This is a genomic window from Catenibacterium sp. GCM10023432 (assembly GCF_042651925.1).
In the GTDB taxonomy this organism is placed as follows: Bacteria; Bacillota_I; Bacilli_A; order Erysipelotrichales; family Coprobacillaceae; genus Catenibacterium; species Catenibacterium mitsuoka.
Window position 1 is genome coordinate 122,235 of the sequence record NZ_JBHSEB010000001.1, and the last position, 23,987, is coordinate 146,221.

Here is a 23,987-nt window from a genome sequence, read left to right on the forward strand (position 1 = left end):
AACACAAAAAAATTGTGGTGGCAATTTAGGAATTATGAAAAATATAGATTTTATCTAAAATGTTATTTGAAATATCCTATTACATAAGACTGTTTTAAATCACTTTTTTTCCCTTTAGAAGTACGTTTTTTGATGTCTTCTAAAACGGTTACAGTCTCATTTTCTGTTTCTGTAGTTATCATAATAAAATATGAAATGTTCATAGATTGATGATTTTCAACATAGATCGGTTCATTATGAAGAATATGATTACGACATGATGAGTCTGTAAAAATATCAAAAGATATTCCTTTTCTATCTACAATCTTATAACTATGCTTTTTACACATACCACAATGAGGCACTTTTTTATGGAAATAAGATTGTGAAATAACACAGTGTTCACTAATCATATTCTCAGTTTTACCATAAATAGGTAAAATAAGATCTGCATTGTAATCCTTCATCTGTCTGATCTGTTTTCTTGTACATTCAAATGATGCAATAACAGGTTCTTTAAATGCATAAGCATCATAATGGTTATAAATATTAAATCCTTGACCAATAATAAGAGGATGATCTTTTAATAATCTATAACTACCAAAGTCATTGACAATAAGGGTATTGAATTCTTTCAATAACGGATTGTGAATGACTTCATCTATATCTTTATCATGCATAATACGAGGCAGATAAAGATTAGGTACTTTACCATATTCATTAAAGCAAGATAATGCTTCTTTTAAATGGTCATCATAGTAATAATAAACATGATCATAATATTTAAGAGCAATTTCTAACTGTTTTATATTAGAAACTACTACATGATATTCTGATACAACCTGTGGAATAACTTTAAGAGGCTGAAATTCCTTTATAGGAGCTTTATGTAACTTCTTAAAGGCAAATAATTCATCGAGCTTAGAAAGTGCCTCACGACGCATATTATTGACAATAGTGATAGGTATAAATAATGCATCATCTAAAGAAACATCAATAGAATTTGCTTCATATACAGTATGCCCCAGCTTATTTAAATGGTCAGTAATATTCTCTTTAGTTGCTGCACGTTTAGAGGCGGCTTCAATAATCTGTTCACTAACTACAGTAATCTCTTCTCCATCACACTTTACGATAAGAGAACATGGCTTATTAAGAGATGCTTTAAAATACATATCAATCATGCGATATTTCTTCTCTTTCTGATATGTCTTCTGCATGCGGTTAATAGTATCTACACTAATTGTCTTATTAACAGTACCACTCTTTACTACATCATCAAATTCAATCTGGACATTCATTCCTGCTTCTGCTTTATTAATCAGTTTATTCTGATAATAGATCTTATTGACAGGTCTTCCTTTATCTATTTCAGTAAAAACAATAGAATCCCCTTGTGTTAAATCGTTTTTTAGGGCAATAGAGACGCGTTTACTACGATAGTCATATCCTTTGACATAACCTAGAAAAACACCTTGATTGCCTGAAAAAGTCTCATCTACAATCTTGTTGTCTTTAAATGGATAACCAGATGTATAATGACGATTAAACATCTGTTTCATATCATTGAAGTTCTCTTTTGTATAATTAGGTGTACCATCATAATAATGCTTAATAGCTTTAGAATACACTTGAGTGACTGCAGCGACATATTCAGGACGTTTCATACGCCCTTCTATTTTTAAAGAAGCTACACCTGCTTCAATATACTTATTAATATGATCAGAGGTACAAAGATCCATAGTAGACATTAAATAGCTTGTATTAATGATTTTTCCATCTTCTTCCAAACTATAAGGTAAACGACATGGTTGTGCACAGGCCCCTCTATTACCGCTTCTTCTACCAATCATACTAGACATCAAACATTGTCCAGAATAGCCTACACATAAGGCACCATGCGCAAATACTTCAATCTCTAAATCTGTATGAGAACAGATGTATTTGATTTCATCAATTGTATTTTCTCTTGCAAGAACAACTCTCTTGACGCCTAATTCTTCAAAATAGCGTAATGCTTCTAGTGACATGACACTCATCTGAGTAGAAGTATGAAGTTCCATATCTGGATATCTTTCATGTACAAGCTTTAATAAGCCGATATCCTGGATAAGTAATGCATCAATCTGTAAATCGTATAAACTATCAATTAATGATAAAACATCCTTCATTTCATCATCTTGATATAATGTATTAACAGTCACAAATATTCTAACATTTCTTAAATGAGCATATTGTACAGCTTGATTGAGTTCTTCTAAGCTGAAATTCTTTGCAAAGGCACGTGCTGAAAAGGCAGTTGTTCCAAGATAAATCGCATTAGCGCCATTCGCAATAGCGCCCTGCAGAGACTCAAAATCACCTGCAGGGGCCAATAATTCAATTCTATTCATTTATATGAGCTTCTGAGCTAGATCATAGCACATATGTGCTGATGACTTTGAAGCTTCCTTAAGATACTGATCAAACTGGATAGAACTGCTGCCTTTATCAAAAATATCACTTAATCCACGTGCAATAATAAATGGTTTATTAAAGACTGTACATACTTGAGCTACTGTTGCAGCTTCCATTTCTGAGCACAATGCATCAGGGAAGTGTTCTTTAATTGCATCTACCTGGTCTTTTCTTGCAACAAACTGATCACCAGATACAATAAGACCACTGTATACAGTTAAGCCATTATGTTCAAATATTTCTTTTGCATAAGATATAAGAGCAGGATCTGCTTCATAGTAAAGCGGCATATCAGGAATCTGTCCGTAAGGACGTCCAAAAGCAGTGACATCTACATCATGATGAACAACCTTTTCACTAATGATGACGTCACCAACATTTTCTTTTAAATCAAGTCCACCGGCAGAACCAACATTGATTACATGATCAATATCAAAGTTCTTTAATAAAAGAGTGGCTGAAGTAGCTGCATTGACTTTACCAATACCACCCTGCACGACAACAACTTCTTTTTTTCCTAAGAAACCTTCATAAAAATGATAATTACATTCTTGGTATTCTTTTTCAACTTTCATCAACGCAAGAATTTCATTCACTTCTTCTTCCATTGCACCAATAATACCTAACATGTTAATTCCTCACTTTCTTTACTACAAATATAATGCGTTCACACTCTTCCTGGTATTCACCAAAATCACTATAATAAGCAATAGACTTAAAGCCTGCTTTTTTAAGCATTTTGACATATTCTTCAACAGGAAGAGTTTTTTGATGATGTGTTTCATCAACATGATGACCGTCTTCATCAATAATAATATGATGTGTAATACTACCCTTATGGTCACTTTCTACATCCCATGAGAAGAAGAAATCTTCATCCTCATTTTTTTCATGATAATCATCTAAGATCACATTGCATTTATAAAGGCTGTTGACATCAAAGATGAAAGTACCATTGTATTTCAATCCTTCATAAACGTTATTGAAGACATCCTGTACCTTTTTCTTACTTAAAACATAGTTGATAGCATCTGTTAAACAAAGAATAGTATCGACAGGCTGAGAGAGTGCAAAATCACACATATCGATTGTTTCAGTTAAAAGTTCAACACCTTCATCCTTTGCTTTTGAGGCTGTGATGTTTACCATATCTTCTGATAAATCAGTGGCTAGAACCTGATGCCCTTCTTTTGCGAGTTCAATAGCAGTCAAGCCTGTTCCGCATCCAAGTTCTAATACTGTTTTAAGATCAGCATGTTCATGAATGAATTTTAAATAATCTGAATAGAAGTCTGGGTCCATTAAAGAATCATAATAATAAGAAAACTCTTTATAGGCAGCCATTATGCAAGATACTCCTTGATATCAATAGTAGGCATATCGCTCCATAATTTTTCTAAATTATATTCTTTACGTGCTTCTTCAGAGAATATATGACAAATCACATCTCCTGCATCGATAAGGATCCATTCCGCATTACCACGGCCTTCTATGCTTTTAATTTCAAAACCATTCATTTCACATTGATCAACAACATTATCCTGAATTGCATTTAATAAACGTTTATTAGATGCAGTACATAAAATAAATGTGTCATATAAAGGAGAGGCGTTCTCCATATTGATTGCCACAATATCCTGGGCTAATTTATCGTCCATTGCTTTCACAATACATTCTACTTTAGTCATTATTAACTCCTTCTACATATTTATCATAAACCTCAAAGAAACATGGGTCGATAGGTCGATGCTTCTTTGTTGAAAATTCATAAAAATCAGTCAGACAGTTTCTAAATCCTGCTTCAATATCATGCTTACATAAAGTGATCTGTTCTGATGAATCATATCCTCTTAAAGGATCCAACTTATCAGCACAATATAAGCACATACCAAGAAGACTCATGGATGTAGAAGCTGTTGTATGATCTTCAATTGCTTTTAAGATTTCTTCATCACTTATAAGAAATTCATTCTCACATACATAACGTGAGAGCCATTGATGCCAGATAGGTTCAGGCTGATCTAAATGAGAAGCATAATGCTTCTTCATCAGTTTTTTAGCCTGATCATGAGGCATTTCTTTTGCAACATCATGCATCATGCCGGCAATATAGCCCTTGAGAGGATCAATGCCATTGCTTTCACAGAAATCTCTCGTTAGAGAAGCTACACTTAGAGTATGTTTATAACGTTTTTCTTTCATTCTATTTCTAATCATAGTTTCTAGATAAAGGCCATTTTGAGAGATATATCTAAGTACATCTTTATCGAGCATATCTAAAGCCCCATCTTTAATCTCTGTGCTAGATGCTGTGATTTCTACATTATCCATCTTAATAAAGTGATATGTCTCTAAATTAGGATGAGTTGTAGGATAACCGCCTCTATTAAATGCAACAAGCTGGACTAATTTTGAAATATCTTCCGCATTTTTCCATTTTTCAAAAGCCATTGCCTGATCCATACCCATTAAATAATACAATGTATCATCGGGGTACATCTTCTTTAATGCATGAATTGTATCAATTGTATAATTCTTTTCATTACTTAAAGAATCAAGTTCAATAGTACATACTTTCATTTTTGGGTCCTGGTGAATCGCAATCTCTATCATTTCTTTACGACTTGCGCCAGGGGCATTCTGATTATCCTTCCAAGGGTTGTTTTTAGTAGGAATGAAGTAAAATGAATCAAGAGAAAGCGAAGTAATTGCTTCGCTTGCAATCTCTATATGCCCTTTATGGATAGGATCAAAACTACCACCAAGTAAACCAATCTTCATTATATTTTATAAATTCCTTTTTCACTTGATTTAAAGAAGATGATTGTATGTCCAATAATATGAACAACATCTGCTTTAGTACCCATTGAGATTTCTAAAGCCACTTCATTCACTGTTTCAGGGCATGTGTCTAATAATTTAACTTTAATAAGTTCTTTTGCTTTTAAGGCATCATTGATGCTGTTGATCTGTTTTTCACCTACACCATCTTTACCAACCTGGAAGATTGGCTTTAAGTTATGTGCTTCACTTCTTAAAAATTTCTTCTGTTTACTATTTAACATTCATTTATCCTCTAAATTAAACTTTCTCTCATAAATACATCAATACCTTCAGGTACATAAACCTTAATCTTACCTTTAGGTGCATGAATACATACAAATCCTAAACCTGAAATCACAATATCACGCTTTTCTTCTGGTAAAGTGAATTCATAAGCTTTCATTTCCTTCATAGATGAAGCAGGTCCATAAACCTGTAACTGCTTATGTCTATTAAACAATTCATCTGCTTTTTCAGTCTTTGTACGATGAATCTGCATATTTCTAGAGAAGTAGCAGATAAAGTTTCCTTTATTTCCTTTTGTATAATCAATTCTCGCAAAACCGCTGAAGAAGATTGACTGATCAGAATTTAACTGAAAAGACATAGGTCTTACTTCTCCCTGAGGCATGATATAAGCTAAATCTTTCTCATCCACAACGGATGTGTACTGATGTTCATTCAAGATACCTGGAGTATCATATAAAGATGAATGATCGTCAAGAGGAATCTTGATTAAATCAAGTGTCGTACCAGGGAATTCACTTGTAGTAATAAGATTAGTCGTATCTGAATAGTTCTTCAGCATACGGTTGATAAATGTAGACTTACCAACATTTGTGATACCTACGACATAAACATCACGTCCATGACGATATTCATCAATCTTGTCGAAGATTTCATCAAAATTCATATTCTTCTTGCCGCTTGTTACAACAACATCAAGAGGCTTGATTCCATATTCCTTGAATTGTCTTCTTACCCATGTATTAAGGCGATGTTCCTTTAAAGACTTAGGTAAGATATCTCTTTTATTTGCAAGCACAAGTACATCATTATATCCAATATGACGCATAAGACCAGGTACAAGTGAACCATTAAAGTCAAATAAGTCAACGATATAAACAACTAAGCAATCTTTTTCTCCCACAGTCTGTAAAACACGTAAGAAATCATCTTTAGTTAAATGAGATTCCATTTTCTGATGATAATGCATTAATTTATAACATCTTTGACAAAGAATCTTTTCTTTGCTTAAAGCAGACTCTGGCACGTAGCCAGGCTTTTTAGTATCAGCGCTTTGAATGATGGCGCCACATCCATAACATCTTATTTCTGTCATATATACCTTCCTTTTCTTAGGCCATTTTACACTATTTTTATTCAATTACATAGAGGTAGAAAGGATATTTCCTACTTTTCATTAAGATAATCATCCATTGAAATAAATTCAAACTCTGTATCAGGATCCCCTTCCATCTCATCAAATAGATTTGGATCTTTAATTGTGAGATCTACCTTATTTTCCTCTATTTTCTTTTTTGCATGTTCTTTAATAACCATAGAGCGTGTGAGATGTACATCATCAATAAAATCAAATGGGCATTGTTTTAAAGTGTTGGCCTTCGCGCTTAGTGCACCAAAGCTGATATCTTTAGATACAAGCTTCATTGTTTCTGTACCACTCTTAATAGCAAATTCATCCTGTGGATTACAGATAAATCCAGTAAAAATCTTAGTTGGTTTTGTCTTTAATGATTTAAATAACAATGTTCCTTTAGTTGCACGATGACATGCTGGAATATCACTTATATGAATACGTTTAAAATGGGCAGGATTCAAAACAAGTAATAAAGATGAAGCGATTGAAGGATCAAAGACACTCATAAAGGCAACCTCATCATCACGCATACTAATGCCTTTTACGCCACCTGCTTTTACACCTAATACAGATATTTCATCTTCACTATATAAAGTACCATATCCTGCTTTAGTGACAGTAATAATACCCTTTGTTCCATCACTTATATCAACACTGATAAGTTCATCATTATCCTTTAAGTTCATACACTTTAATGGTTTAGAGAAACGGCTGACATTAAAGTCCTTAATACTTACACGTTTAATTTGTCCATTCTTGCTTGATAAGACAACATATTGGTCTAAATCGAATGATTTAACAAGAATATTACCAATAATCTTCTCATCATTACCTAATTTAATTAAATAACTTAGATGTTTGCCTAGATCCTTCCACTTGAAGTCTTCTAACTTATAAACAGGCACAAAGCAATAGTTTCCTTTATTTGTGAATGAAAGAATGACATCCAATGTATTGGCTTCAAATAAGTCAACAAGCATATCAGTATCTTTCTTCCCAAATGTATTCTCATCAGAGGCTTTATAAGAACGTGTAGAAATCTTCTTGAAGTAGCCATCACGTGTAATAGATACATAAACATCTTCAGAAACGATCATTGCCTGCTGGTTCACAGACGTATCCATGATTTCATCTTTAATTTCAGTCAAACGAGGTGTTGGATATTTCTTCTTAACCCCTTTTAACTCATCTATAATTACTTTTCTTAATACTTTTTCACTAGTTAAAATCGCATTTAAACTTTCAATAAGAGCCTGTAATTCTTTCTGTTCATTTTCTAAGGATACAATATCAGTATTTGTTAAACGATAAAGCTGTAAAGTAACAATCGCTTCTGCCTGTCTTTCAGTGAAGCCAAAAGCGTTCATTAAATTCACTTTTGCATCCGCCTTATCCTTAGACGCTCTAATTGTCTTGACTACTTCGTCAAGAATAGAAATAGCCTTGATAAGCCCTTCTACAATATGCTCACGTTCTAGTGCTTTATTGAGATCAAAAATAGAACGCTTAGTAACGACTTCACATTCATGTTTGATATAGCCGTCAAGAATATCTTCAATACCCATTAATACTGGACGCTTATCCTTGATTGCAGTCATATTATAGTTATAGTTCTTCTGTAAATCTGTATTTTTAAAGAAGTAGTTCAATGTATTTCTTGCATCAACATCCTTCTTTAAATCAACTGCAATACATAATCCATTACGGTCAGATTCATCTCTGACTTCAATGATTCCATCGATATCACGATTAAACTGAATCTCAGCCATCTTTCTTACAAGTTCAGCCTTATTGACTTCATAAGGAATTTCTGTAATAAGAATCTGATTGATATTCTTCTGTTCTACAATTTTATAACGTGAACGAACAACAACTTTACCGCGACCAGTTCTTAAGGCAGTCGCAATATCGCTGGCTCCTTCAACAATCGCTCCAGTAGGAAAATCAGGTCCTTTAATGAATTGATGAAGTTCATCAAATGAACAATGAGGATGCTTAATACGGTAAATAGTAGCATCAATGACTTCCTCTAAGTTATGAGGAGGAATATCAGTGGCATAACCAGCTGAGATTCCTGTAGCCCCATTAACTAATAAGTTCGGATACTTTGCAGGAAATACAGTTGGTTCATATTCAGTATCATCGAAGTTAAGTGCCATCGGCACTGTTTCTTTATCAATATCCTTAATGAGATCAAGTGCAATAGGTGCGAGACGTGCTTCAGTATAACGCATGGCAGCAGCTGGGTCATTATCAATAGATCCGTTATTACCCTGCATATCTACTAAAGGCATACGCATCTTCCAATCCTGTGATAAACGAACCATTGCTTCATAAACAGAAGAATCTCCATGAGGATGATAATTACCAATAACAGTACCGACTGTCTTAGCTGACTTACGATATGGCTTGTTAGGAAGATTTCCTTCCTTCCACATAGCATATAGAATTCTTCTTTGTACTGGCTTTAATCCATCTCTTACATCAGGTAATGCACGATCCTGGATAATATATTTAGAATAACGTCCAAAGCGGTCACCCATGATATCCTCTAAGGACATAATAATATTTTTTTCTGTCATGTTTGATCACCTATCCTTCCATAAAGAAGCTATCTTCTAATGAGAATTGTACGTTGTTTTCAATCCATTCACGTCTAGGCTGTACTTTATCGCCCATTAATACAGAAACACTTCTTTCTACAATTGCTGCATCATCAATAGTGACCTGAATAAGTGTACGTGTTTCAGGATTCATAGTTGTTTCCCATAACTGTTCAGCATTCATTTCACCAAGACCTTTGTAACGCTGTACATCGTAGCCTCTTCCCATCTTTTTACGTGCGGCTTCTAGGTCCTTTTCATCCCAGCAATAGATGACGTTGTCTTTCTTGCCGGATTTCTTAGAAACTTTATAAAGAGGTGGCATAGCGATATAAACTTTACCAGCTTTAATCAAATCACGCATATAACGATAGAAGAATGTAAGCAACAAGATCTGGATATGTGCTCCATCAGTATCCGCATCGGTCATGATGATAATCTTATCATAAGCACTATCATCCGCATTAAAATCAGCACCTACACCCGCATTAATTGTATTAATCATTGTACTGATTTCTTCATTCTTTAAAATATCTGCCTGTGTGGCTTTTTCTGTATTGATAACTTTACCACGAAGTGGAAGAATAGCCTGGAATTTACGGTCTCTTCCCTGTTTTGCACTACCACCGGCAGAATCACCCTCGACAAGATATAATTCATTCTTACGCTTGTTCTTAGACTGTGCAGGAGCTAGTTTACCACTGAGGAATTTTGCCTCACGGTTATTTTTACCTTTTCTTGCCTGTTCCTTAGCCTTACGTGCTGCCTGTCTTGCATTTGCTGCCTTGATCATCTTTTCAATCAGCTTTTCTGCAATATCTTTATTTTCTTCCAAGAAATAAGTAATACGTTCAAAAGTAACATTTTCTAGAGTATTACGGGCAATAGGTGAACCAAGCTTAGATTTAGTCTGTCCTTCAAACTGAAGATATTTTTCTGGAATCTTAACAGAAATAATAGCATTCAATCCTTCACGTACATCACTGCCTTCAAGATTCTTATCCTTTGCCTTTAATAAGGCATACTTTCTCGCATATTCATTAAATACCTTAGTCAAACCAGAACGGAATCCTACTTCATGCGTACCTCCATCTCCAGTACGTACTAAATTAACAAAAGAAATAATATTCTCTTGATAGCTTTGTGTAAACTGCATCGCAATCTCTACTTCTATTTCATTATTAGTATCATCAAAAGAGATAATAGGTGAAACAGCTTCTTTATCATTATTGATCCAGTCAATAAATTCTTCCAAGCCCTTCTCATACTGATATGTTTCATCTTTATCAGTACGTTCATCAATAAGTTCTATTGTCATTCCCTTTAATAGGAATGCATCTTCACGTAGTCTTTCACTAATTGTCTGGAAACTAAATGTCGTGGTAGAGAAAATAGAAGCATCAGGTTTGAAATGAATAATTGTACCTGTCTTATTTGTTTTACCTACTTTTTTTAACTTTCCAATTTTTGTAGCACCCTTTTCAAAGCGCTGTGTATGAATGACACCATCACGATGGACAGTGACCTCTAAAAATTCACTGAGGGCATTTACTACAGAAGAACCTACACCATGTAGTCCTCCTGAAGTCTTATAACCACCATCTTCTGAGAATTTACCACCAGCATGTAATACTGTTAAGATAACTTCTGTTGTTGGCTTTCCTGTTTCTTTATTAATACCCGTTGGCATACCACGGCCTTCATCTTCGACCGTTACGCTGTTGTCTTTATGTAATGTAACTGTAATTTTCTTACCATATCCAGCAATAGCTTCATCAATAGAGTTATCAACGATTTCCCATACAAGGTGGTGTAAACCACGAGAATCAGTTGAACCGATGTACATTCCTGGTCTTTTTCTAACGGCTTCTAGACCTTTTAAGATTTGAATATCAGATTCATCATAATGTGTATTTGACATGAGCATACCTCCTCAACTTGACTAGTATAACACAAAAAGGAATTTATAGGAAAGTTTGATTTTTTGTAGTATTTATGTATAATGATTTTTTGTGAGGTGAGTCGATGAAATATTTAATTATAATCATCTGTTTATTAATAAGTTATCTATATGGTTCAATACCTTTTGCATTAGTCATTGGTAAAGTGTTTTATAATACTGATGTTCGTCAATATGGATCACATAATCTAGGTGGTACCAATGCAGGAAGAGTACTAGGAAAAAAAGCCGGAATGACGGTTATTTTATTTGATGCAACAAAATGTATCATTACTATCCTACTAACAGGATGGATTGCGAAAGTATCTGGTATTTCAGCTAATATCATTTATCCATGTGCACTATTCTGTATGATTGGTCATTGTTATCCTATCTTTGCGAATTTCCAGGGTGGTAAGGCTGTATCAAGTGCAATCGCCTATACATTGATGACTAATATATATGGTTTTATTATCGCAGTAGCGGTATTCTTAATTACATTAAAGACAACTAAGTATGTATCTTTATCTAGTATCCTTGGTGCAACAGCTGTACTTATTGCATCACCATTTATTGGATATTCTACAATTGGAATCATTACTAATATATGTGTTGTTGCACTTATTGTCTATAGACATCGTGCAAATATTATAAGAATAAAAAACGGAACAGAAAATAAAGTCAAATGGTTTTAGCCATTTGACTTTATTATTTGGAAAATGATTCATTTGACTGGTGTGGAAGGAAATCATTATTTCCATAAACTTCCACAGTAAATGCGCCATTAGTATAATCCACAATTGTTTCAGAGCAGCCATCCACAACAGGACTGTTGACCTTGATATAGTCTTTTCTATCGAGGTTCATGATTGTGGCCATAATAATAGTAAAACAGAATCCATGAGTGACAATAAATACGTTGTCATAAGGCTTTTTCACAAGATCATTTAAAAAGTCTTTAACTCTTTCTTCAATTTCATCATAGGTTTCCCCTTCTGGAATACCATTGGATATTTCAGGGTGACACCATAAATCATGATAAGTTTTCTTATATTTCTCAGGAATTTCATCAATTTTTTGTCCTTCTAATAGACCAAAATTCATTTCTCGAATGCGTTCATCAGTAATGATGGGCTGATTATCAAATAATAGCTTTGCAGTATCATATGCACGCTTAATAGGACTGGAATAAATAGCATCATAATGATTATTCTTGATATGTTCTTTTAAAGCTAGAATATTATCCATGCCTTCAGGACTTAAAGGAGAATCTTTACATCCTTGAAGTCTTTTTTCTTTATTCCAAAGCGTTTTAGAATGTCTTGTAATTGTAATTTTCATGTTAAATAAAAATAAGGGTTTTATCCCTTATTTATATTGATCATTAACACTTTTCATGATTCTCTTGATCTGAGTTTCGCTAGGTTTACGTCCCATTTCCATAAACATAGCACGAATCATTTTTTCTGAGATTGGTGGGTTTTTCTTTAATTCTCTCTTGAACATCCATCTTGCAAAGAAGAATCCAACAAGAGCACCAATAATTGTAGTAATAATATATCCTGCTACCATTGTAAATACCTCCGTTAACATTAAACAATTATATCAAACTAGACTATGTTTGTAAATTGTTTTAGTGTTTTAGTACTAATTTAAAGAGAGAATATCCTAAGATATCCTCCCTTTTAAATTGTTTTTATAATGAGTTGTATTCTTTTACAACGTTTTCAACAGTAAAACCATATTCCTTGATGACTCTACTTGCTGGAGCACTTGCACCAAAAGTATTAACACACATAGTTTTACCATCTAAACCAACATATTTATGCCATCCAAAATCAGATAACATTTCTACAGAAAGACGCTTCCTGCAGCTATTTGGTAAAACGGATTCCTTATATTCATCAGTCTGTGCATCAAATAAATTCATTGAAGGCATAGAAACAACACGTACTGAATGTCCCTGTTTTTCTAATTCTTCCTGTGCATGAATTGCAAGACCTACTTCAGAACCAGAAGCGATAATGATACCTTCTAAATCACCAGATTCTTTTCTAGCAATATAAGCACCATGTAATACATCTTCATAAGTAGAATTTGTAAGGTTTTCTACTGGCTGTCTAGTAAGAATTAATGCAACTGGCATATTCTTTGTTTCAACAGCAATCTTCCAAGATGCAAGCATTTCATTTGCATCAGCTGGACGTAATACTTCAACATCAATACTGCTTCTAAGCATCGCAAGCTGTTCAACAGGCTGATGTGTAGGACCATCTTCACCGACTGCGATAGAGTCATGTGATAATGGAAGAATGATTGGACATTCCTGTAAAGAACCCATTCTTAAGGCTGCTTTAAAGTAATCACTGAATACCAAGAAGCCTCCTGCTGAGATCTTAACACCCTTATGTAATGTCATACCATTCATGATAGACACCATTGCGAATTCTCTGATACCAAAATATACATTTCTTCCAGTATAGTTTTCACAGCTAAATCTTCCTTCACCCTGGATTGATGTCTTAGTAGAAGAAGATAAATCTGCAGTACCAGATAAGAATGTAGGGTTCTGTGCAGCAACTTCCTGAATAATTCTATGAGAAATATTACGAGTTGCTTCTGTATAGCCAGGTTTGAATTCTTTTTGAAGTTCTGTAATATCTAAATGATAATTACCTTCAATAGCATTTTTATATTCTTTATATTCTTCTGGATATTTTTCAGCATATTCTTCAACAGTCTTTAACCATTTCTTATATGCTCTTGTACCACGGTCTTTAACATTCTTCTTGAAATCAGCATAAACTTCTTCAGGAACATAGAAAGGATCATGGTCAAATCCATAAGATAACTTAGCATTCTTACCGTCTTCTTCACCTAAAGGTGCACCATGAACTTTATTAGTTCCCTGGTTGCAAGAACCATAACCAATAACGGTCTTCATGATGATAATAGATGGTTTAAATAACTCTTTCTTAGCACGCTTTAATGCACGGTTGATGGCCTGAATGTCATTACCATCAGCCACTTCGATAACCTGCCAATTCATTGCTTCATATCTCTTCTTTACATTTTCACTGAATGAATATGAAAGAGGACCATCAAGTGTTACCTCATTGGCATCATAGATAACAATAAGCTTTCCTAAAGAGAGATGACCAGCAAGAGAGGATGCTTCATAAGTCACACCTTCCTGCATATCACCATCACCACATAATACATATGTGTAATGGTCAACAATTGAACAATCTTCCTTGTTGTATTTTTCGGCAAGGAACTTTTCAGCAATTGCCATACCTGTTGCTGTAGGAACACCCTGACCTAAAGGTCCTGAAGATGCATCTACACCATCTGTGATAGTGATTTCTGGATGTCCAGGTGTTTTTGACTGCCACTGTCTGAACTGTTTTAAATCATCGAGACTTAAATCATAACCAGAAAGATGTAATAAAGCATAAAGCAAAGAACTAGCATGACCACTTGCAAGAACAAAGCGATCCCTATTTTGCCAACTAGACAAAGAGGGATTTATGTTCATCACCTTAGTAAACAATGTATATAAGGCTGGTGCGCCATCAAGAACCATACCTGGATGACCAGAATTTGCCTTATTAATCATGTCAATACAAAGCGATCTTATTGTAGCGATCGATAAATTCGAATCCATTTCGAGTACCTCCTAATTACACTCATTATACATAATTTTAATGATGTGTAAACCATTTTTTACAAAAGTGAAAGGCAATAAAAAAGACAATCTTTTCACAAAGACTGTCTAGTTTATTTTTTTGTGCATTCTTGCTTTTGCAGGAGTGACATCATTACCATTTGCATCCACAACTTTGATGCTCTGAAGCTGCTGTTCAAAGCCTCTTCTAAATTCTTTTAGGTATTTCTGTCTAAGCTTCTGCTGACGAACCTGTTCTTCAGGTGTAAGACCTACTGTCTTCTTTTTATGAGCAAGTGCATTAATTTCATCGATGAGTTTCTGATCAATAGCCATAATGACCCCCTGTAAAATTTAAACAAATGAAAAGACCTAAGAGGAGTTGATTATCCCTGTTAAATACAGGTGGGTACCTTGTGAAAAACATTAGGATCCCTACTCGTAGCAGGTCTTCAACACCGTCTTTCAAACAATCAGGTTCCCTTATCAAAAATGTAGGAAATCCATATACTCTCAGGTCACCACCATTATAGCATAAGCGCTTTTTTAGTCAACATCTAGGCGTTAGCCTTAAGTGGTCTGATAATAAAATTAGATGTTAAATCCATACAAAATAAAGGCAAAATATTTTTGATATCAGCGATTGTAAGAGCCTGATATGCTTCGAATAAATCAAATAAATTGATTCCCTCTAAATAGTATTGACTAAATAGTGAAGCGATTGTTTCGATAGAGTTGAAGAAACCAATAAGAGTTCCAATATTGTTTCTTTTCATTCTATTGAATGCTTCTTCATCTAATGTCATATGTGGAATATCTGCAATTAATTGATGAATATGAGCCATTAATTCATCCGGTTTTGGACTATCTCCCGCAAAGATAATATGAGAGAAATCACGTTCCTGTGAGAAATTAGTAAAGAATGAATCATTGATCAATCCCTTCTTAGTCCATTCATCTCTTAAATCACTACTCTTAGAGAATAACATATCCATGAAGATATAGAAAGAAAGCTGTCTTTTAAGCTTTTCTTCAGGTGATTGAGGGACATGATCCACCTTGATTGCCACATTGACTTTAGGCATGGTGACATCCATTACGTTTTCTTCATAGTCCTTATAGATGGTTTCAGGTTCATGATGATCCCCTCTTACAATCGGTGGCATATCTTTGAAACTTTTCTTTGCCTGATTGTCTCGAATAATAGACATTAAGTGTTCAGGATCAAAGTTTCCTGATACAAATAACATCATATTAGAAGGATGATAGAATGTGTGATAACACTTCTGTAAGATGTCATAATCAATTTCTGCCACTGTTTCAACAGTACCTGCAATATCAATTCTAACAGGATGATTATGATAAAGGTTGCTGATAGCACCAAAATAACCACGCCAGTCAGGATCATCATTATACATGCCTATTTCTTGATTAATGATGCCCTTCTCTTTTTCAATACTTTCAGGAGTGACATTTAATTCCTGAACAAAGTCTAATAACAATTCAGTACATTCATCAACATTTGTGGTTGTATTGAATAAATAAGCAGTACGGCTATGAGAAGTGAAGGCGTTACTGCTTGCACCAAGTGCGGCAAACTTTTCTGAGGCATCCCCTTCTTCCATATCAAACATCTTATGTTCTAGAAAATGAGCGACACCATCAGGTACTGTGATTAAATCTGTTTCTCCTAGAGGAATGAAACTACGGTCAATAGAGCCAAAACGTGTTGAAAATAAACCATATGTCTTTGTGAAGCCATCCTTAGGCATGAGATAGACATTAAGTCCATTGCTCATCTTTTCATGATATAGAGTTTCTTTAATTGTTGGATAATAAGTTTTCTTCATAGAACTCCTTTCCAGTCAAGAAATAGATTGTATCTAATTCTATACTTTGAGCACATTTAATAACATCTTCTTTAGTGACATTTTTAATTGCATTCTGTTTATCTTCAATAGTATCCTGATTATTAATGATATCTCTTCTCCAATTGAATGAGATAATGGAATCTGGATCATCATCTACTTTAGATAATGCATTGATTAACATAGTCTTTACCATTGATAATTCTTCATCAGTGATATGACCTTCCTGTAAGTCTTTGATTTGTTTTCCAATTAACTCTTTAGTCTTATCATAATTATTCATATCAATACCTGCTGCAATGGTCATAATACCATTCATTGGATCATAACTTGAATGAATAAAGTAACATAAGCTGTTCTTTTCTCTGACTACCTGGAATAGTCTAGATTGAGAATAACCTCCTAATAAATTAGAAAATACGCTCATTGCAACTGTATTTTTGCTTAAGGTACAGCAGTTTGCTTTGTACCCCATAACGAGCTTAGACTGGACAATATCCTGTTTTTCAATGATATCTAAAAGATTAATACGCTCATTCTGATAAATATAAGCAGTAGGATAAGGCTCATGAACTGTACGTGGGAACTGTAATCTTTCTTCAAAAATAGAAACGATACTTTCATCTATATCCCCTACTACATAAACATGCTTATCATCATTTTGAATCATATCTTTATATGTCTCCACAAGAGTATAAGCATTGATGTTATCCATATCTTCTATATAGCCTGTAGAACGTAATCCTAGAACACTTCCTCTTCCCATATAATCTACCATACGATCAAAGGCATAGCCCATCTTATCGTCCATATCAGCCATAATACGATATGTGATTTCTTGTTTTTTAAGTTCAGTCATTTCTTCATCGAAATGGTTATCCACTATATAAGGATGATTCACTAATTCATTTAATAAATCTACCTGTTTAATGAGTAGATTTTCATTGATAGGAAGGAATTCCTGATTAACACATGAATTTTTAAAAGTAATAATATGACCTTTACCTGCTGAAGAAATATTAGCAGAAAGATTTGCACCATATAAATCTTCTAGTGTTCTAGATAAGTCCTTCTGTGTTGGATGTTTCATAGTTCCAGTGATCATTAAGAATCCTAGAACACTTCTACTTGTGACTGTTTCTCTTGTAAAACGTCCTTTAAAACGAACAGAGATTGTAATATCTTTAAATTTCTTAGATGAAATCAAGTGAAGTTGATATCCATTCATTTGATAGATCTTGTTCATTGTATACCTCTTTTCTTTCTCTATTCATTATAACTTTTTTGTATAGTAGTGCAAGAAAAAAGGACTCCCTAAGGAGTCCGGGTCTATTAACGTTTAGACTTATCGTAAGGCACACCATCTGCACGAGGCGCAGCTGAGTTCTTAGATGTGAATGCTAATAGAATTAAAGTAGCAACATATGGAATTAATTTATATGTTGTATCAGGTAAAGACATTTTAGCAAGTAATGGAACTGAGTTATATGTATAAGATAATGTCTTCATGAAACCGAAGAAGAATGCTGCACCAGCAATTCTTAATGGTGTCCAGTTACCAAAGATTAATACAGCTAAAGCTAAGAAACCATAACCAGCAACAGTGCAGGTGAATTCTGTAGAGATTGGTAGGATATAAATAAGTCCACCCATACCAGCTAAGAAACCAGAAATACCTACACCTAGATATCTGATCTTATAAACACTGATCCCTGCAGCATCTGCTGCCTGAGGGTTTTCACCACAAGAACGGATTCTTAAACCAGTCTTAGTTTTCATAAGGAAATACCAAGAAATGATAAGAATCGCAATGCCTAGGAATGTAGTAAAGTAGCAGTTCTTGAAGAATAAATCACCAAGTACTGGAATACTGCTAAGTCCAGGAACTTCAGAAATTCTGAATTCATTAGTGAATGAAACGTTCTGCATACCATCCTGTACAGTTTTTGCGATAAAGATACCAAGTGCTGGAGCAAGCATATTTAATGCAGTACCAGAAATAGTCTGGTCAGCACTTAAATGAATGGCTGCAAAGGCATGAAGCATACTAAATAGTACACCGACAATTCCTGAAATAAGTAAACCTGTTAAAAGAAGTGGCATACCATGAAGAATATCATTAGACTGCATATAATTTAAATAGAATACACCAGCAAAACCGCCAATGATCATAATACCTTCAAGGGCTAAGTTAACAACACCACTTCGTTCAGAGAACATACCACCCAAAGCAACAATCATTAATGGAATGGCAAATAGTAAAGTCTGAGCAAAAAGGAAATAAACTAAACTCATTCTATTTTACCTCCTTTATTCTGTATTTCTGTTTTTCTCTTTTTATTTCTTTGATAACGTTCTAATAAGGCTTTAATGAATAATGTGAATGAAGCAAAGTAGATAATAACAGCAACGATAATGTCAATAACTTCAATCGCAATATTAAGTGCCTGCATATAGTTACCACCAACATTAATATAACCAATGAATAAGGCAGCGAAGATACATCCAATTGGATTAGAGAAGCCAAGTAAGGCTACTGGGATACCGTTCCAGCCTTCGTTTGGTAATGTTTCTGTGATTGGTAATGTTTTACCAGTACCACATAAGTAAGTTAAGGCTCCACCTACACCTGCAAAGAATCCTGAAATCACAAGGGCTAAAACGATACATTTCTTTTCGTTCATACCTGCATATCTTGCTGCATCTTTATTGAAACCACATGCTTTTAGTTCATAACCAAAAGTTGTTTTATTCATAATAAACCAAGCAAGTACGCAAAGTAAGATAGCAATAATGATACCGAAGTTAACACGATCACCAAAAATCTGATTGAGACCAAAGCCAGGAATACTACGTGTACTAGGTACTGCGTAGCTTTCTGCACCTGTAGAGTTGTAGATAGTTGCTTTAATGCCCTGGATAACAAGTAACATACCGATATAGTTACACATGATACCAGAAATAACAACGTTTACGTTACGAGCTGCTTTTAAGATACCAGGAATAAGTGCCCATAAAGCACCAGCAATTCCAGCTCCTAAAATAGCAAAAATCCATACTAAATTATCTGGAATAAAAGTAGCTCTTAATGCGATAAATACAGCAGTGAAGCTTCCTACTAAATACTGTCCAGGTACACCGATATTGAATTCACCACATTTATAAGCAAATGAAACAGATAGACCAGTCATCATGATTGGTACTGCTAAATAAATAACCTGTCCAATACTAGATAACCCTTCTCTAAAGCCACCTGTTAATAAAATAGATAATCCCTGTAGTGCATCACTAGGATTAGCAATTAAAATAATGATAAAACCAACGACTAGCCCCATTAAAATTGCGAGTAAAGAAGACACAATTGATTTGAAGCTGGCACGTTCCATTAAAGCGGGTTTATTACTTTTCATAACCTTCTCCTCTCTTAGAACCTGCCATATAAAGTCCTAATTCCTGAATAGTAGTCTCTTTTGGATTAAGATCCGCAACGATTTCCCCTTCATACATAACTAAAATACGATCTGATAAGTTCATAACTTCATCAAGTTCAAGTGACACAAGTAATACTGCTTTATTGTTGTCTCTTGTCTTAACAATCTGCTTATGAATAAATTCAATAGCCCCAACATCTAGACCACGTGTAGGCTGTACTGCAATAAGTAGGTCATCATTCTGTTCTACTTCTCTCGCAATAATGGCTTTCTGCTGGTTACCACCAGACATACCACGCACAATAGAATTTCTTCCTTCACCTGAACGTACATCATATTCTTCAATAAGACGATCAGCATAAGTATTCATTGCGTCAAAATTAATAATGCCATGATTCTGGAAGTCTTTCTTATAATATGATTTTAAAATCAAGTTTTCACCAAGAGTATAATCAAGAACTAACCCATGCTTATGACGGTCTTCTGGGATATGAGATAACCCATGGTCATTACGATAACGAATACTCTTATGTGTAATTTCTTCATCATTTAAATAAACATGACCCATATTAGGCTGTTCAAGTCCAGTTAAGTTATAAATCAATTCACTCTGTCCATTGCCATCAATACCAGCAATACAAACAATTTCACCTTTTCTTACTTCAAATGAAACATCATTTAAAAGAAGTTTATCTGAAGTCTTAGGCTGATAGCTTAAATGGTCAACCTTTAATACAACATCAGATGGTTCATGATCATCTTTAGTGACTGTCAAGTTTACCTTATGACCAACCATCATTTCTGATAACTGTTCTTTAGTCACATCAGCTACATTGACTGTACCAACATAACGTCCCTTACGAATGATTGTACAGCGATCCGCTACTGCTTTAATTTCGTTTAACTTATGAGTAATGAAAATGATGGATTTACCTTCCTTAATAAGTTCCTTCATGATTTTCATTAACTCATCAATTTCCTGTGGAGTGAGTACTGCTGTAGGTTCATCAAAAATCAAGATATCATTATTTCTATATAACATCTTTAAGATTTCTACACGCTGCTGCATACCAACAGTAATATCTTCAATCTTTGCATCTGGATCAATGTTTAAATGATATTTCTCAGATAAGCTCATCACCTTCTTGCGTGCATTATCTGTCTTGAGCTTACCAAATAACCCTTTCTCTTCGACACCTAAAATAATGTTTTCCAATACAGTGAAATTATGAACAAGTTTAAAATGCTGATGCACCATACCAATGTTATATTTATTGGCATCATTTGGGTCATTGATTTTAACGCTTTGTCCATTAATCTTTATTTCACCCATATCAGGCTGATAAAGACCAAATAAAATACTCATCAAAGTAGATTTACCAGCACCATTCTCACCTAATAAAGCATGAACTTCGCCTTTTTTTACTTGAAGAGTAATATCGTCGTTTGCTTTAATACCAGGGAATTCTTTTGTGATATTAAGCATTTCAATAGCATATTCCAATATTCTCACCTCTGATTCTATTATACTATAAATTACTTACTTTAAAAATAACTAAATGAATTTCTGAATATAAAGAAGTGTATAAAAAACAAGAAATTTGATAAGAGATTGATTTGTAAAAATAATTAATATGATATAATCAAGAAAGGGAAGGAATGATTTGAATGAAAAAATTAAGCAAGTTTTTAAAAGATACCACTGACATTGTTCAAATTATGATATTAATTCTTTTGATTATAATTGTTTTGAAATTAGTATTTTAGGTAATTCAATATGGAAAAAGAAAAGTTTGATCAAAAAGAGTATGTTAAGCAGTGGACGAAAAGCAATATGAAAACAGTAAGTGTAAGTTACAAGACTGAGTTTGTAACTGAGTTCAGAGAAGCATGTGAGAAACTTGGAATTAAGCAGTCAGCTGTTTTTAGAGAAACTATGGAAGCAGTTATTGAGAAAGCAAAGAAGGACCAGAGCATATAAGCTTTGGTCCTTCTTGCGTCAACGAATTATTCTTTCTGGTTCAGTTCTTGGAATGTTTAATTCTAGTGCTTTACATATTATTTCTGATTCTGTAGCATTGGGATGTTTATCAATCCAATCACACATGTCTTTTAAGTCATCCTCATGTGCTACTAAGCTGAGAATGCCATCTACAAACTCTCTTTTGTCGGAGATTGTGTTCTTAGGGAGTAGATATTGTTTTAATTTCATTTGCATTTCTTGATAATTCATAGTTCACTTCTATTATCTTAAATATTTTATAAAACAAATTTTACATATTGACCGATGAAAGTATCTTTAAGCTCGCCTTCTATCGCAATACAGTTTGGCATATTATGTACATAAACTGATTTATATTTTCGTTCATTTATCCAAAATAATTGTATGGATGCATGCCCCAAATATCTTTATCTAGAACTAGCACAATATATTGATGGATTTGCCATTCATCAATTATTTTACGCATAGTTAATCATTTTCTTTCTTTTACTTTGTTAGTATGACTCAATCATCGTCTCCATAATCAACTTCTTCTTCAACTTTTCTGAAAAATTCAGCACGTTTTTCTTCCATTTCTCTTGAATAGTATCTTTGATACTCTTTATAGCTTTTTTTGGCAATTTCAGAGGCATCATCCTTTAAATAGAAAACTAAATTGTTATCAAGAGTGGAGTACTCTGGCTCCTGCCAAAGGAATCTAAAACAAGGTCCGGTCATATTTTCAACCCCTTTCTTTTATTGTAAGCATTTCTATACGCTTGCGCTTTATGGACATACTTTTATTACTTCTTTGTAAATGTTTATATATGATCATCTCTTCCAGTTACTAATATAATTATAAAACCAAATGAAATACTATGCATTGAATTTGCTTTTCAGAGCGCCGAATATGGGGCACTTTATAAAATATTTCCATTTATAAATACCCATGATATAATATATTCATTGAGTAATGAGAAAGGAAGTAATCTAGATAAAGAGTTACTTAATATTTATCACCTATGATTAAATAATCTCTGCTTACATAGATGTAACTTTAATTTTTTCTAGATGACATAGAAAGTGTATGAAACAACAAATGACAATATTATTAATGTTTGCAGGAATTGCATTAACTGTATATAAAAAATATTGGTTAATAGGAATATTAATAATGCTTAGTGGTATGTATCTTTTAGCTAAACAAAATCAAAACTAGTAAAAAGAAAAATTATATTGAAACAAGGACCAGTGTGTTTTTAAACCTGGTCCTTGTTTAGTTTTTGTTGTATATGTAGAAAATAGTCATAGCACTTTTATAAGTTATACTTCGTTAATTAATTATATTATTCTTTAACTATCGTATAGATACTTCTTTGCATTCTTGCCTTCTACAACTGTAAAACTTCCATCTTCATTATGATATACAGTCAAAAGAACTTCTGCTGGTTCATCATTTAATAATACTTTTGATTTATCTTCGCCATAATCCACTCTTAATATAAGCAATCTGTCTTTATTGCCTGATTTAGGACTTTTTATAATTTTATCATAATTTAATGAACAGTTTTTACAATGACCTTTTAAAATGCATAGAAATTCCCAAATAATTCCATCTATTTATCCCCCTTTATTTAAAGTTAGTCCTAAAAATAAGTGGGTCTGCCTATCTTATTAGACATGTGCCTTTAACCTCCTACTTTTGTGTAATTAAAAAGGTGTCACAATCAATTGACACCACCTCCTAAAATCTGTTTTTTTAGTTACTGCTCTTTATATTTTGCTATAATCATTTTTTCTTTTTTCTTCACTTCGTCATTTAGTTTCTTAAATAAGTGCTGATTAGAATCAAGTCCAA

Annotated in this window: 23 protein-coding genes and 1 other RNA gene; 2 read left to right on the forward strand and 22 right to left on the reverse strand. The window is 33.7% G+C overall.

What is annotated here, in order from left to right; all coding sequences use genetic code 11:
- Nucleotides 1-62: 62 nt before the first annotated feature.
- From ACFOZZ_RS00660 to parE, 9 genes are all read right to left on the reverse strand, one after another.
- Complete coding sequence (locus tag ACFOZZ_RS00660) at nt 63-2,372, reverse strand: U32 family peptidase (protein ID WP_376814497.1); 2,310 nt, start codon at nt 2,370-2,372, stop codon at nt 63-65.
- Nucleotides 2,373-3,065: a 5'-methylthioadenosine/adenosylhomocysteine nucleosidase gene (locus tag ACFOZZ_RS00665; protein ID WP_376814498.1), complete on the reverse strand. Its 693-nt coding sequence runs from the start codon at nt 3,063-3,065 to the stop codon at nt 2,373-2,375.
- A 1-nt stretch (nt 3,066) separates the two neighbouring features.
- Nucleotides 3,067-3,780: a class I SAM-dependent DNA methyltransferase gene (locus tag ACFOZZ_RS00670; protein WP_147556473.1), complete on the reverse strand. Its 714-nt coding sequence runs from the start codon at nt 3,778-3,780 to the stop codon at nt 3,067-3,069.
- Nucleotides 3,780-4,124, reverse strand: a complete 345-nt coding sequence (rsfS, locus tag ACFOZZ_RS00675) for a ribosome silencing factor (RefSeq protein WP_006506640.1) — start codon at nt 4,122-4,124, stop codon at nt 3,780-3,782. Before rsfS ends, ACFOZZ_RS00670 begins: the two co-directional genes overlap by 1 nt.
- Nucleotides 4,117-5,217 (reverse strand): nicotinate-nucleotide adenylyltransferase, encoded by a 1,101-nt coding sequence (locus ACFOZZ_RS00680; RefSeq protein ID WP_286696497.1) that lies wholly within the window; start codon nt 5,215-5,217, stop codon nt 4,117-4,119. Before ACFOZZ_RS00680 ends, rsfS begins: the two co-directional genes overlap by 8 nt.
- The gene (gene yhbY, locus ACFOZZ_RS00685) at nt 5,217-5,501 is read right to left on the reverse strand and encodes a ribosome assembly RNA-binding protein YhbY (RefSeq protein WP_278779960.1); all 285 of its coding nucleotides are present in this window, start codon (nt 5,499-5,501) and stop codon (nt 5,217-5,219) included. Before yhbY ends, ACFOZZ_RS00680 begins: the two co-directional genes overlap by 1 nt.
- Nucleotides 5,502-5,512: 11 nt before the next feature.
- On the reverse strand, nt 5,513-6,601 hold the full coding sequence (yqeH, locus tag ACFOZZ_RS00690) for a ribosome biogenesis GTPase YqeH (protein WP_278779962.1): 1,089 nt from the start codon (nt 6,599-6,601) through the stop codon (nt 5,513-5,515).
- 71 nt (nt 6,602-6,672) lie between these two features.
- Nucleotides 6,673-9,222 (reverse strand): DNA topoisomerase IV subunit A, encoded by a 2,550-nt coding sequence (gene parC / locus ACFOZZ_RS00695; RefSeq protein ID WP_376814499.1) that lies wholly within the window; start codon nt 9,220-9,222, stop codon nt 6,673-6,675.
- A gap of 10 nt (nt 9,223-9,232) precedes the next feature.
- Nucleotides 9,233-11,164: a DNA topoisomerase IV subunit B gene (gene parE, locus ACFOZZ_RS00700; protein ID WP_147556471.1), complete on the reverse strand. Its 1,932-nt coding sequence runs from the start codon at nt 11,162-11,164 to the stop codon at nt 9,233-9,235.
- A gap of 104 nt (nt 11,165-11,268) precedes the next feature.
- On the opposite strand from parE, the gene plsY reads away from it, so the two are divergent.
- Complete coding sequence (plsY, locus tag ACFOZZ_RS00705; protein WP_147556470.1) at nt 11,269-11,877, forward strand: glycerol-3-phosphate 1-O-acyltransferase PlsY; 609 nt, start codon at nt 11,269-11,271, stop codon at nt 11,875-11,877.
- A gap of 13 nt (nt 11,878-11,890) precedes the next feature.
- Here plsY and ACFOZZ_RS00710 read toward each other — a convergent pair whose 3' ends face one another.
- The 10 genes from ACFOZZ_RS00710 to ACFOZZ_RS00755 form a co-directional block, all read right to left on the reverse strand.
- A complete protein-coding gene (locus ACFOZZ_RS00710; protein WP_278779969.1) occupies nt 11,891-12,523 on the reverse strand; it encodes a histidine phosphatase family protein in 633 nt (210 codons plus the stop codon).
- A gap of 27 nt (nt 12,524-12,550) precedes the next feature.
- A complete protein-coding gene (locus ACFOZZ_RS00715) occupies nt 12,551-12,754 on the reverse strand; it encodes a YneF family protein (protein ID WP_006506632.1) in 204 nt (67 codons plus the stop codon).
- Between the two features lie 124 nt (nt 12,755-12,878).
- The gene (gene tkt / locus ACFOZZ_RS00720; protein WP_055234845.1) at nt 12,879-14,849 is read right to left on the reverse strand and encodes a transketolase; all 1,971 of its coding nucleotides are present in this window, start codon (nt 14,847-14,849) and stop codon (nt 12,879-12,881) included.
- 108 nt (nt 14,850-14,957) lie between these two features.
- Entirely contained in the window at nt 14,958-15,185 is a 228-nt protein-coding gene (locus ACFOZZ_RS00725) for a DUF896 domain-containing protein (RefSeq protein ID WP_006506630.1), read from the reverse strand.
- Between the two features lie 29 nt (nt 15,186-15,214).
- A non-coding RNA gene (gene ssrS / locus ACFOZZ_RS00730) (6S RNA) lies at nt 15,215-15,372 on the reverse strand.
- Nucleotides 15,373-15,406: 34 nt separating this feature from the next.
- Nucleotides 15,407-16,699 (reverse strand): EF-P 5-aminopentanol modification-associated protein YfmH, encoded by a 1,293-nt coding sequence (gene yfmH, locus ACFOZZ_RS00735; protein ID WP_376814500.1) that lies wholly within the window; start codon nt 16,697-16,699, stop codon nt 15,407-15,409.
- Nucleotides 16,671-17,963: an EF-P 5-aminopentanol modification-associated protein YfmF gene (gene yfmF, locus ACFOZZ_RS00740; protein WP_376814501.1), complete on the reverse strand. Its 1,293-nt coding sequence runs from the start codon at nt 17,961-17,963 to the stop codon at nt 16,671-16,673. The genes yfmH and yfmF overlap by 29 nt, the downstream gene beginning before the upstream one ends.
- Before the next feature lie 86 nt (nt 17,964-18,049).
- Entirely contained in the window at nt 18,050-19,012 is a 963-nt protein-coding gene (locus ACFOZZ_RS00745; protein ID WP_147556469.1) for an ABC transporter permease, read from the reverse strand.
- Nucleotides 19,009-20,127: an ABC transporter permease gene (locus ACFOZZ_RS00750; RefSeq protein ID WP_376814502.1), complete on the reverse strand. Its 1,119-nt coding sequence runs from the start codon at nt 20,125-20,127 to the stop codon at nt 19,009-19,011. Before ACFOZZ_RS00750 ends, ACFOZZ_RS00745 begins: the two co-directional genes overlap by 4 nt.
- Nucleotides 20,117-21,652, reverse strand: coding sequence for an ABC transporter ATP-binding protein (locus ACFOZZ_RS00755; protein ID WP_286696500.1), 1,536 nt, complete (start codon nt 21,650-21,652; stop codon nt 20,117-20,119). The genes ACFOZZ_RS00750 and ACFOZZ_RS00755 overlap by 11 nt, the downstream gene beginning before the upstream one ends.
- A 273-nt stretch (nt 21,653-21,925) precedes the next feature.
- On the opposite strand from ACFOZZ_RS00755, the gene ACFOZZ_RS00760 reads away from it, so the two are divergent.
- Nucleotides 21,926-22,129: a hypothetical protein gene (locus tag ACFOZZ_RS00760; RefSeq protein WP_278779976.1), complete on the forward strand. Its 204-nt coding sequence runs from the start codon at nt 21,926-21,928 to the stop codon at nt 22,127-22,129.
- Nucleotides 22,130-22,147: 18 nt separating this feature from the next.
- On the opposite strand, the gene ACFOZZ_RS00765 is transcribed toward ACFOZZ_RS00760, so the two are convergent.
- The 3 genes from ACFOZZ_RS00765 to ACFOZZ_RS00775 all read right to left on the reverse strand — a co-directional run bounded on the left by ACFOZZ_RS00765 (nt 22,148) and on the right by ACFOZZ_RS00775 (nt 23,638).
- Nucleotides 22,148-22,381 carry a hypothetical protein gene (locus ACFOZZ_RS00765; protein WP_278779978.1) on the reverse strand — a complete coding sequence of 78 codons (234 nt, stop codon included), beginning with the start codon at nt 22,379-22,381 and terminating at the stop codon, nt 22,148-22,150.
- A gap of 273 nt (nt 22,382-22,654) precedes the next feature.
- Nucleotides 22,655-22,867 carry a hypothetical protein gene (locus tag ACFOZZ_RS00770; protein WP_329966413.1) on the reverse strand — a complete coding sequence of 71 codons (213 nt, stop codon included), beginning with the start codon at nt 22,865-22,867 and terminating at the stop codon, nt 22,655-22,657.
- A gap of 615 nt (nt 22,868-23,482) precedes the next feature.
- Nucleotides 23,483-23,638 carry a hypothetical protein gene (locus ACFOZZ_RS00775; protein ID WP_259848466.1) on the reverse strand — a complete coding sequence of 52 codons (156 nt, stop codon included), beginning with the start codon at nt 23,636-23,638 and terminating at the stop codon, nt 23,483-23,485.
- Nucleotides 23,639-23,987 lie beyond the last annotated feature (349 nt).

Bases quoted from the DNA above. Each gene is read 5' to 3' on its own strand.
- ACFOZZ_RS00725 (WP_006506630.1), bottom strand. From the start codon at position 15,185: ATGGCTATTGATCAGAAACTCATCGATGAAATTAATGCACTTGCTCAT.
- parE (WP_147556471.1), bottom strand. From the start codon at position 11,164: ATGTCAAATACACATTATGATGAATCTGATATTCAAATCTTAAAAGGT.
- yfmH (WP_376814500.1), bottom strand. From the start codon at position 16,699: ATGAAGAAAACTTATTATCCAACAATTAAAGAAACTCTATATCATGAA.
- ACFOZZ_RS00715 (WP_006506632.1), bottom strand. From the start codon at position 12,754: ATGGTAGCAGGATATATTATTACTACAATTATTGGTGCTCTTGTTGGA.
- ACFOZZ_RS00750 (WP_376814502.1), bottom strand. From the start codon at position 20,127: ATGAAAAGTAATAAACCCGCTTTAATGGAACGTGCCAGCTTCAAATCA.
- rsfS (WP_006506640.1), bottom strand. From the start codon at position 4,124: ATGACTAAAGTAGAATGTATTGTGAAAGCAATGGACGATAAATTAGCC.
- ACFOZZ_RS00680 (WP_286696497.1), bottom strand. From the start codon at position 5,217: ATGAAGATTGGTTTACTTGGTGGTAGTTTTGATCCTATCCATAAAGGG.
- parC (WP_376814499.1), bottom strand. From the start codon at position 9,222: ATGACAGAAAAAAATATTATTATGTCCTTAGAGGATATCATGGGTGAC.
- ACFOZZ_RS00765 (WP_278779978.1), bottom strand. From the start codon at position 22,381: ATGAATTATCAAGAAATGCAAATGAAATTAAAACAATATCTACTCCCT.
- ACFOZZ_RS00710 (WP_278779969.1), bottom strand. From the start codon at position 12,523: ATGAAAATTACAATTACAAGACATTCTAAAACGCTTTGGAATAAAGAA.
- ACFOZZ_RS00660 (WP_376814497.1), bottom strand. From the start codon at position 2,372: ATGAATAGAATTGAATTATTGGCCCCTGCAGGTGATTTTGAGTCTCTG.
- ACFOZZ_RS00770 (WP_329966413.1), bottom strand. From the start codon at position 22,867: ATGACCGGACCTTGTTTTAGATTCCTTTGGCAGGAGCCAGAGTACTCC.
- ACFOZZ_RS00745 (WP_147556469.1), bottom strand. From the start codon at position 19,012: ATGAGTTTAGTTTATTTCCTTTTTGCTCAGACTTTACTATTTGCCATT.
- ACFOZZ_RS00665 (WP_376814498.1), bottom strand. From the start codon at position 3,065: ATGTTAGGTATTATTGGTGCAATGGAAGAAGAAGTGAATGAAATTCTT.
- yhbY (WP_278779960.1), bottom strand. From the start codon at position 5,501: ATGTTAAATAGTAAACAGAAGAAATTTTTAAGAAGTGAAGCACATAAC.
- plsY (WP_147556470.1), top strand. From the start codon at position 11,269: ATGAAATATTTAATTATAATCATCTGTTTATTAATAAGTTATCTATAT.
- ACFOZZ_RS00670 (WP_147556473.1), bottom strand. From the start codon at position 3,780: ATGGCTGCCTATAAAGAGTTTTCTTATTATTATGATTCTTTAATGGAC.
- tkt (WP_055234845.1), bottom strand. From the start codon at position 14,849: ATGGATTCGAATTTATCGATCGCTACAATAAGATCGCTTTGTATTGAC.
- ACFOZZ_RS00760 (WP_278779976.1), top strand. From the start codon at position 21,926: ATGGAAAAAGAAAAGTTTGATCAAAAAGAGTATGTTAAGCAGTGGACG.
- yqeH (WP_278779962.1), bottom strand. From the start codon at position 6,601: ATGACAGAAATAAGATGTTATGGATGTGGCGCCATCATTCAAAGCGCT.
- yfmF (WP_376814501.1), bottom strand. From the start codon at position 17,963: ATGAACAAGATCTATCAAATGAATGGATATCAACTTCACTTGATTTCA.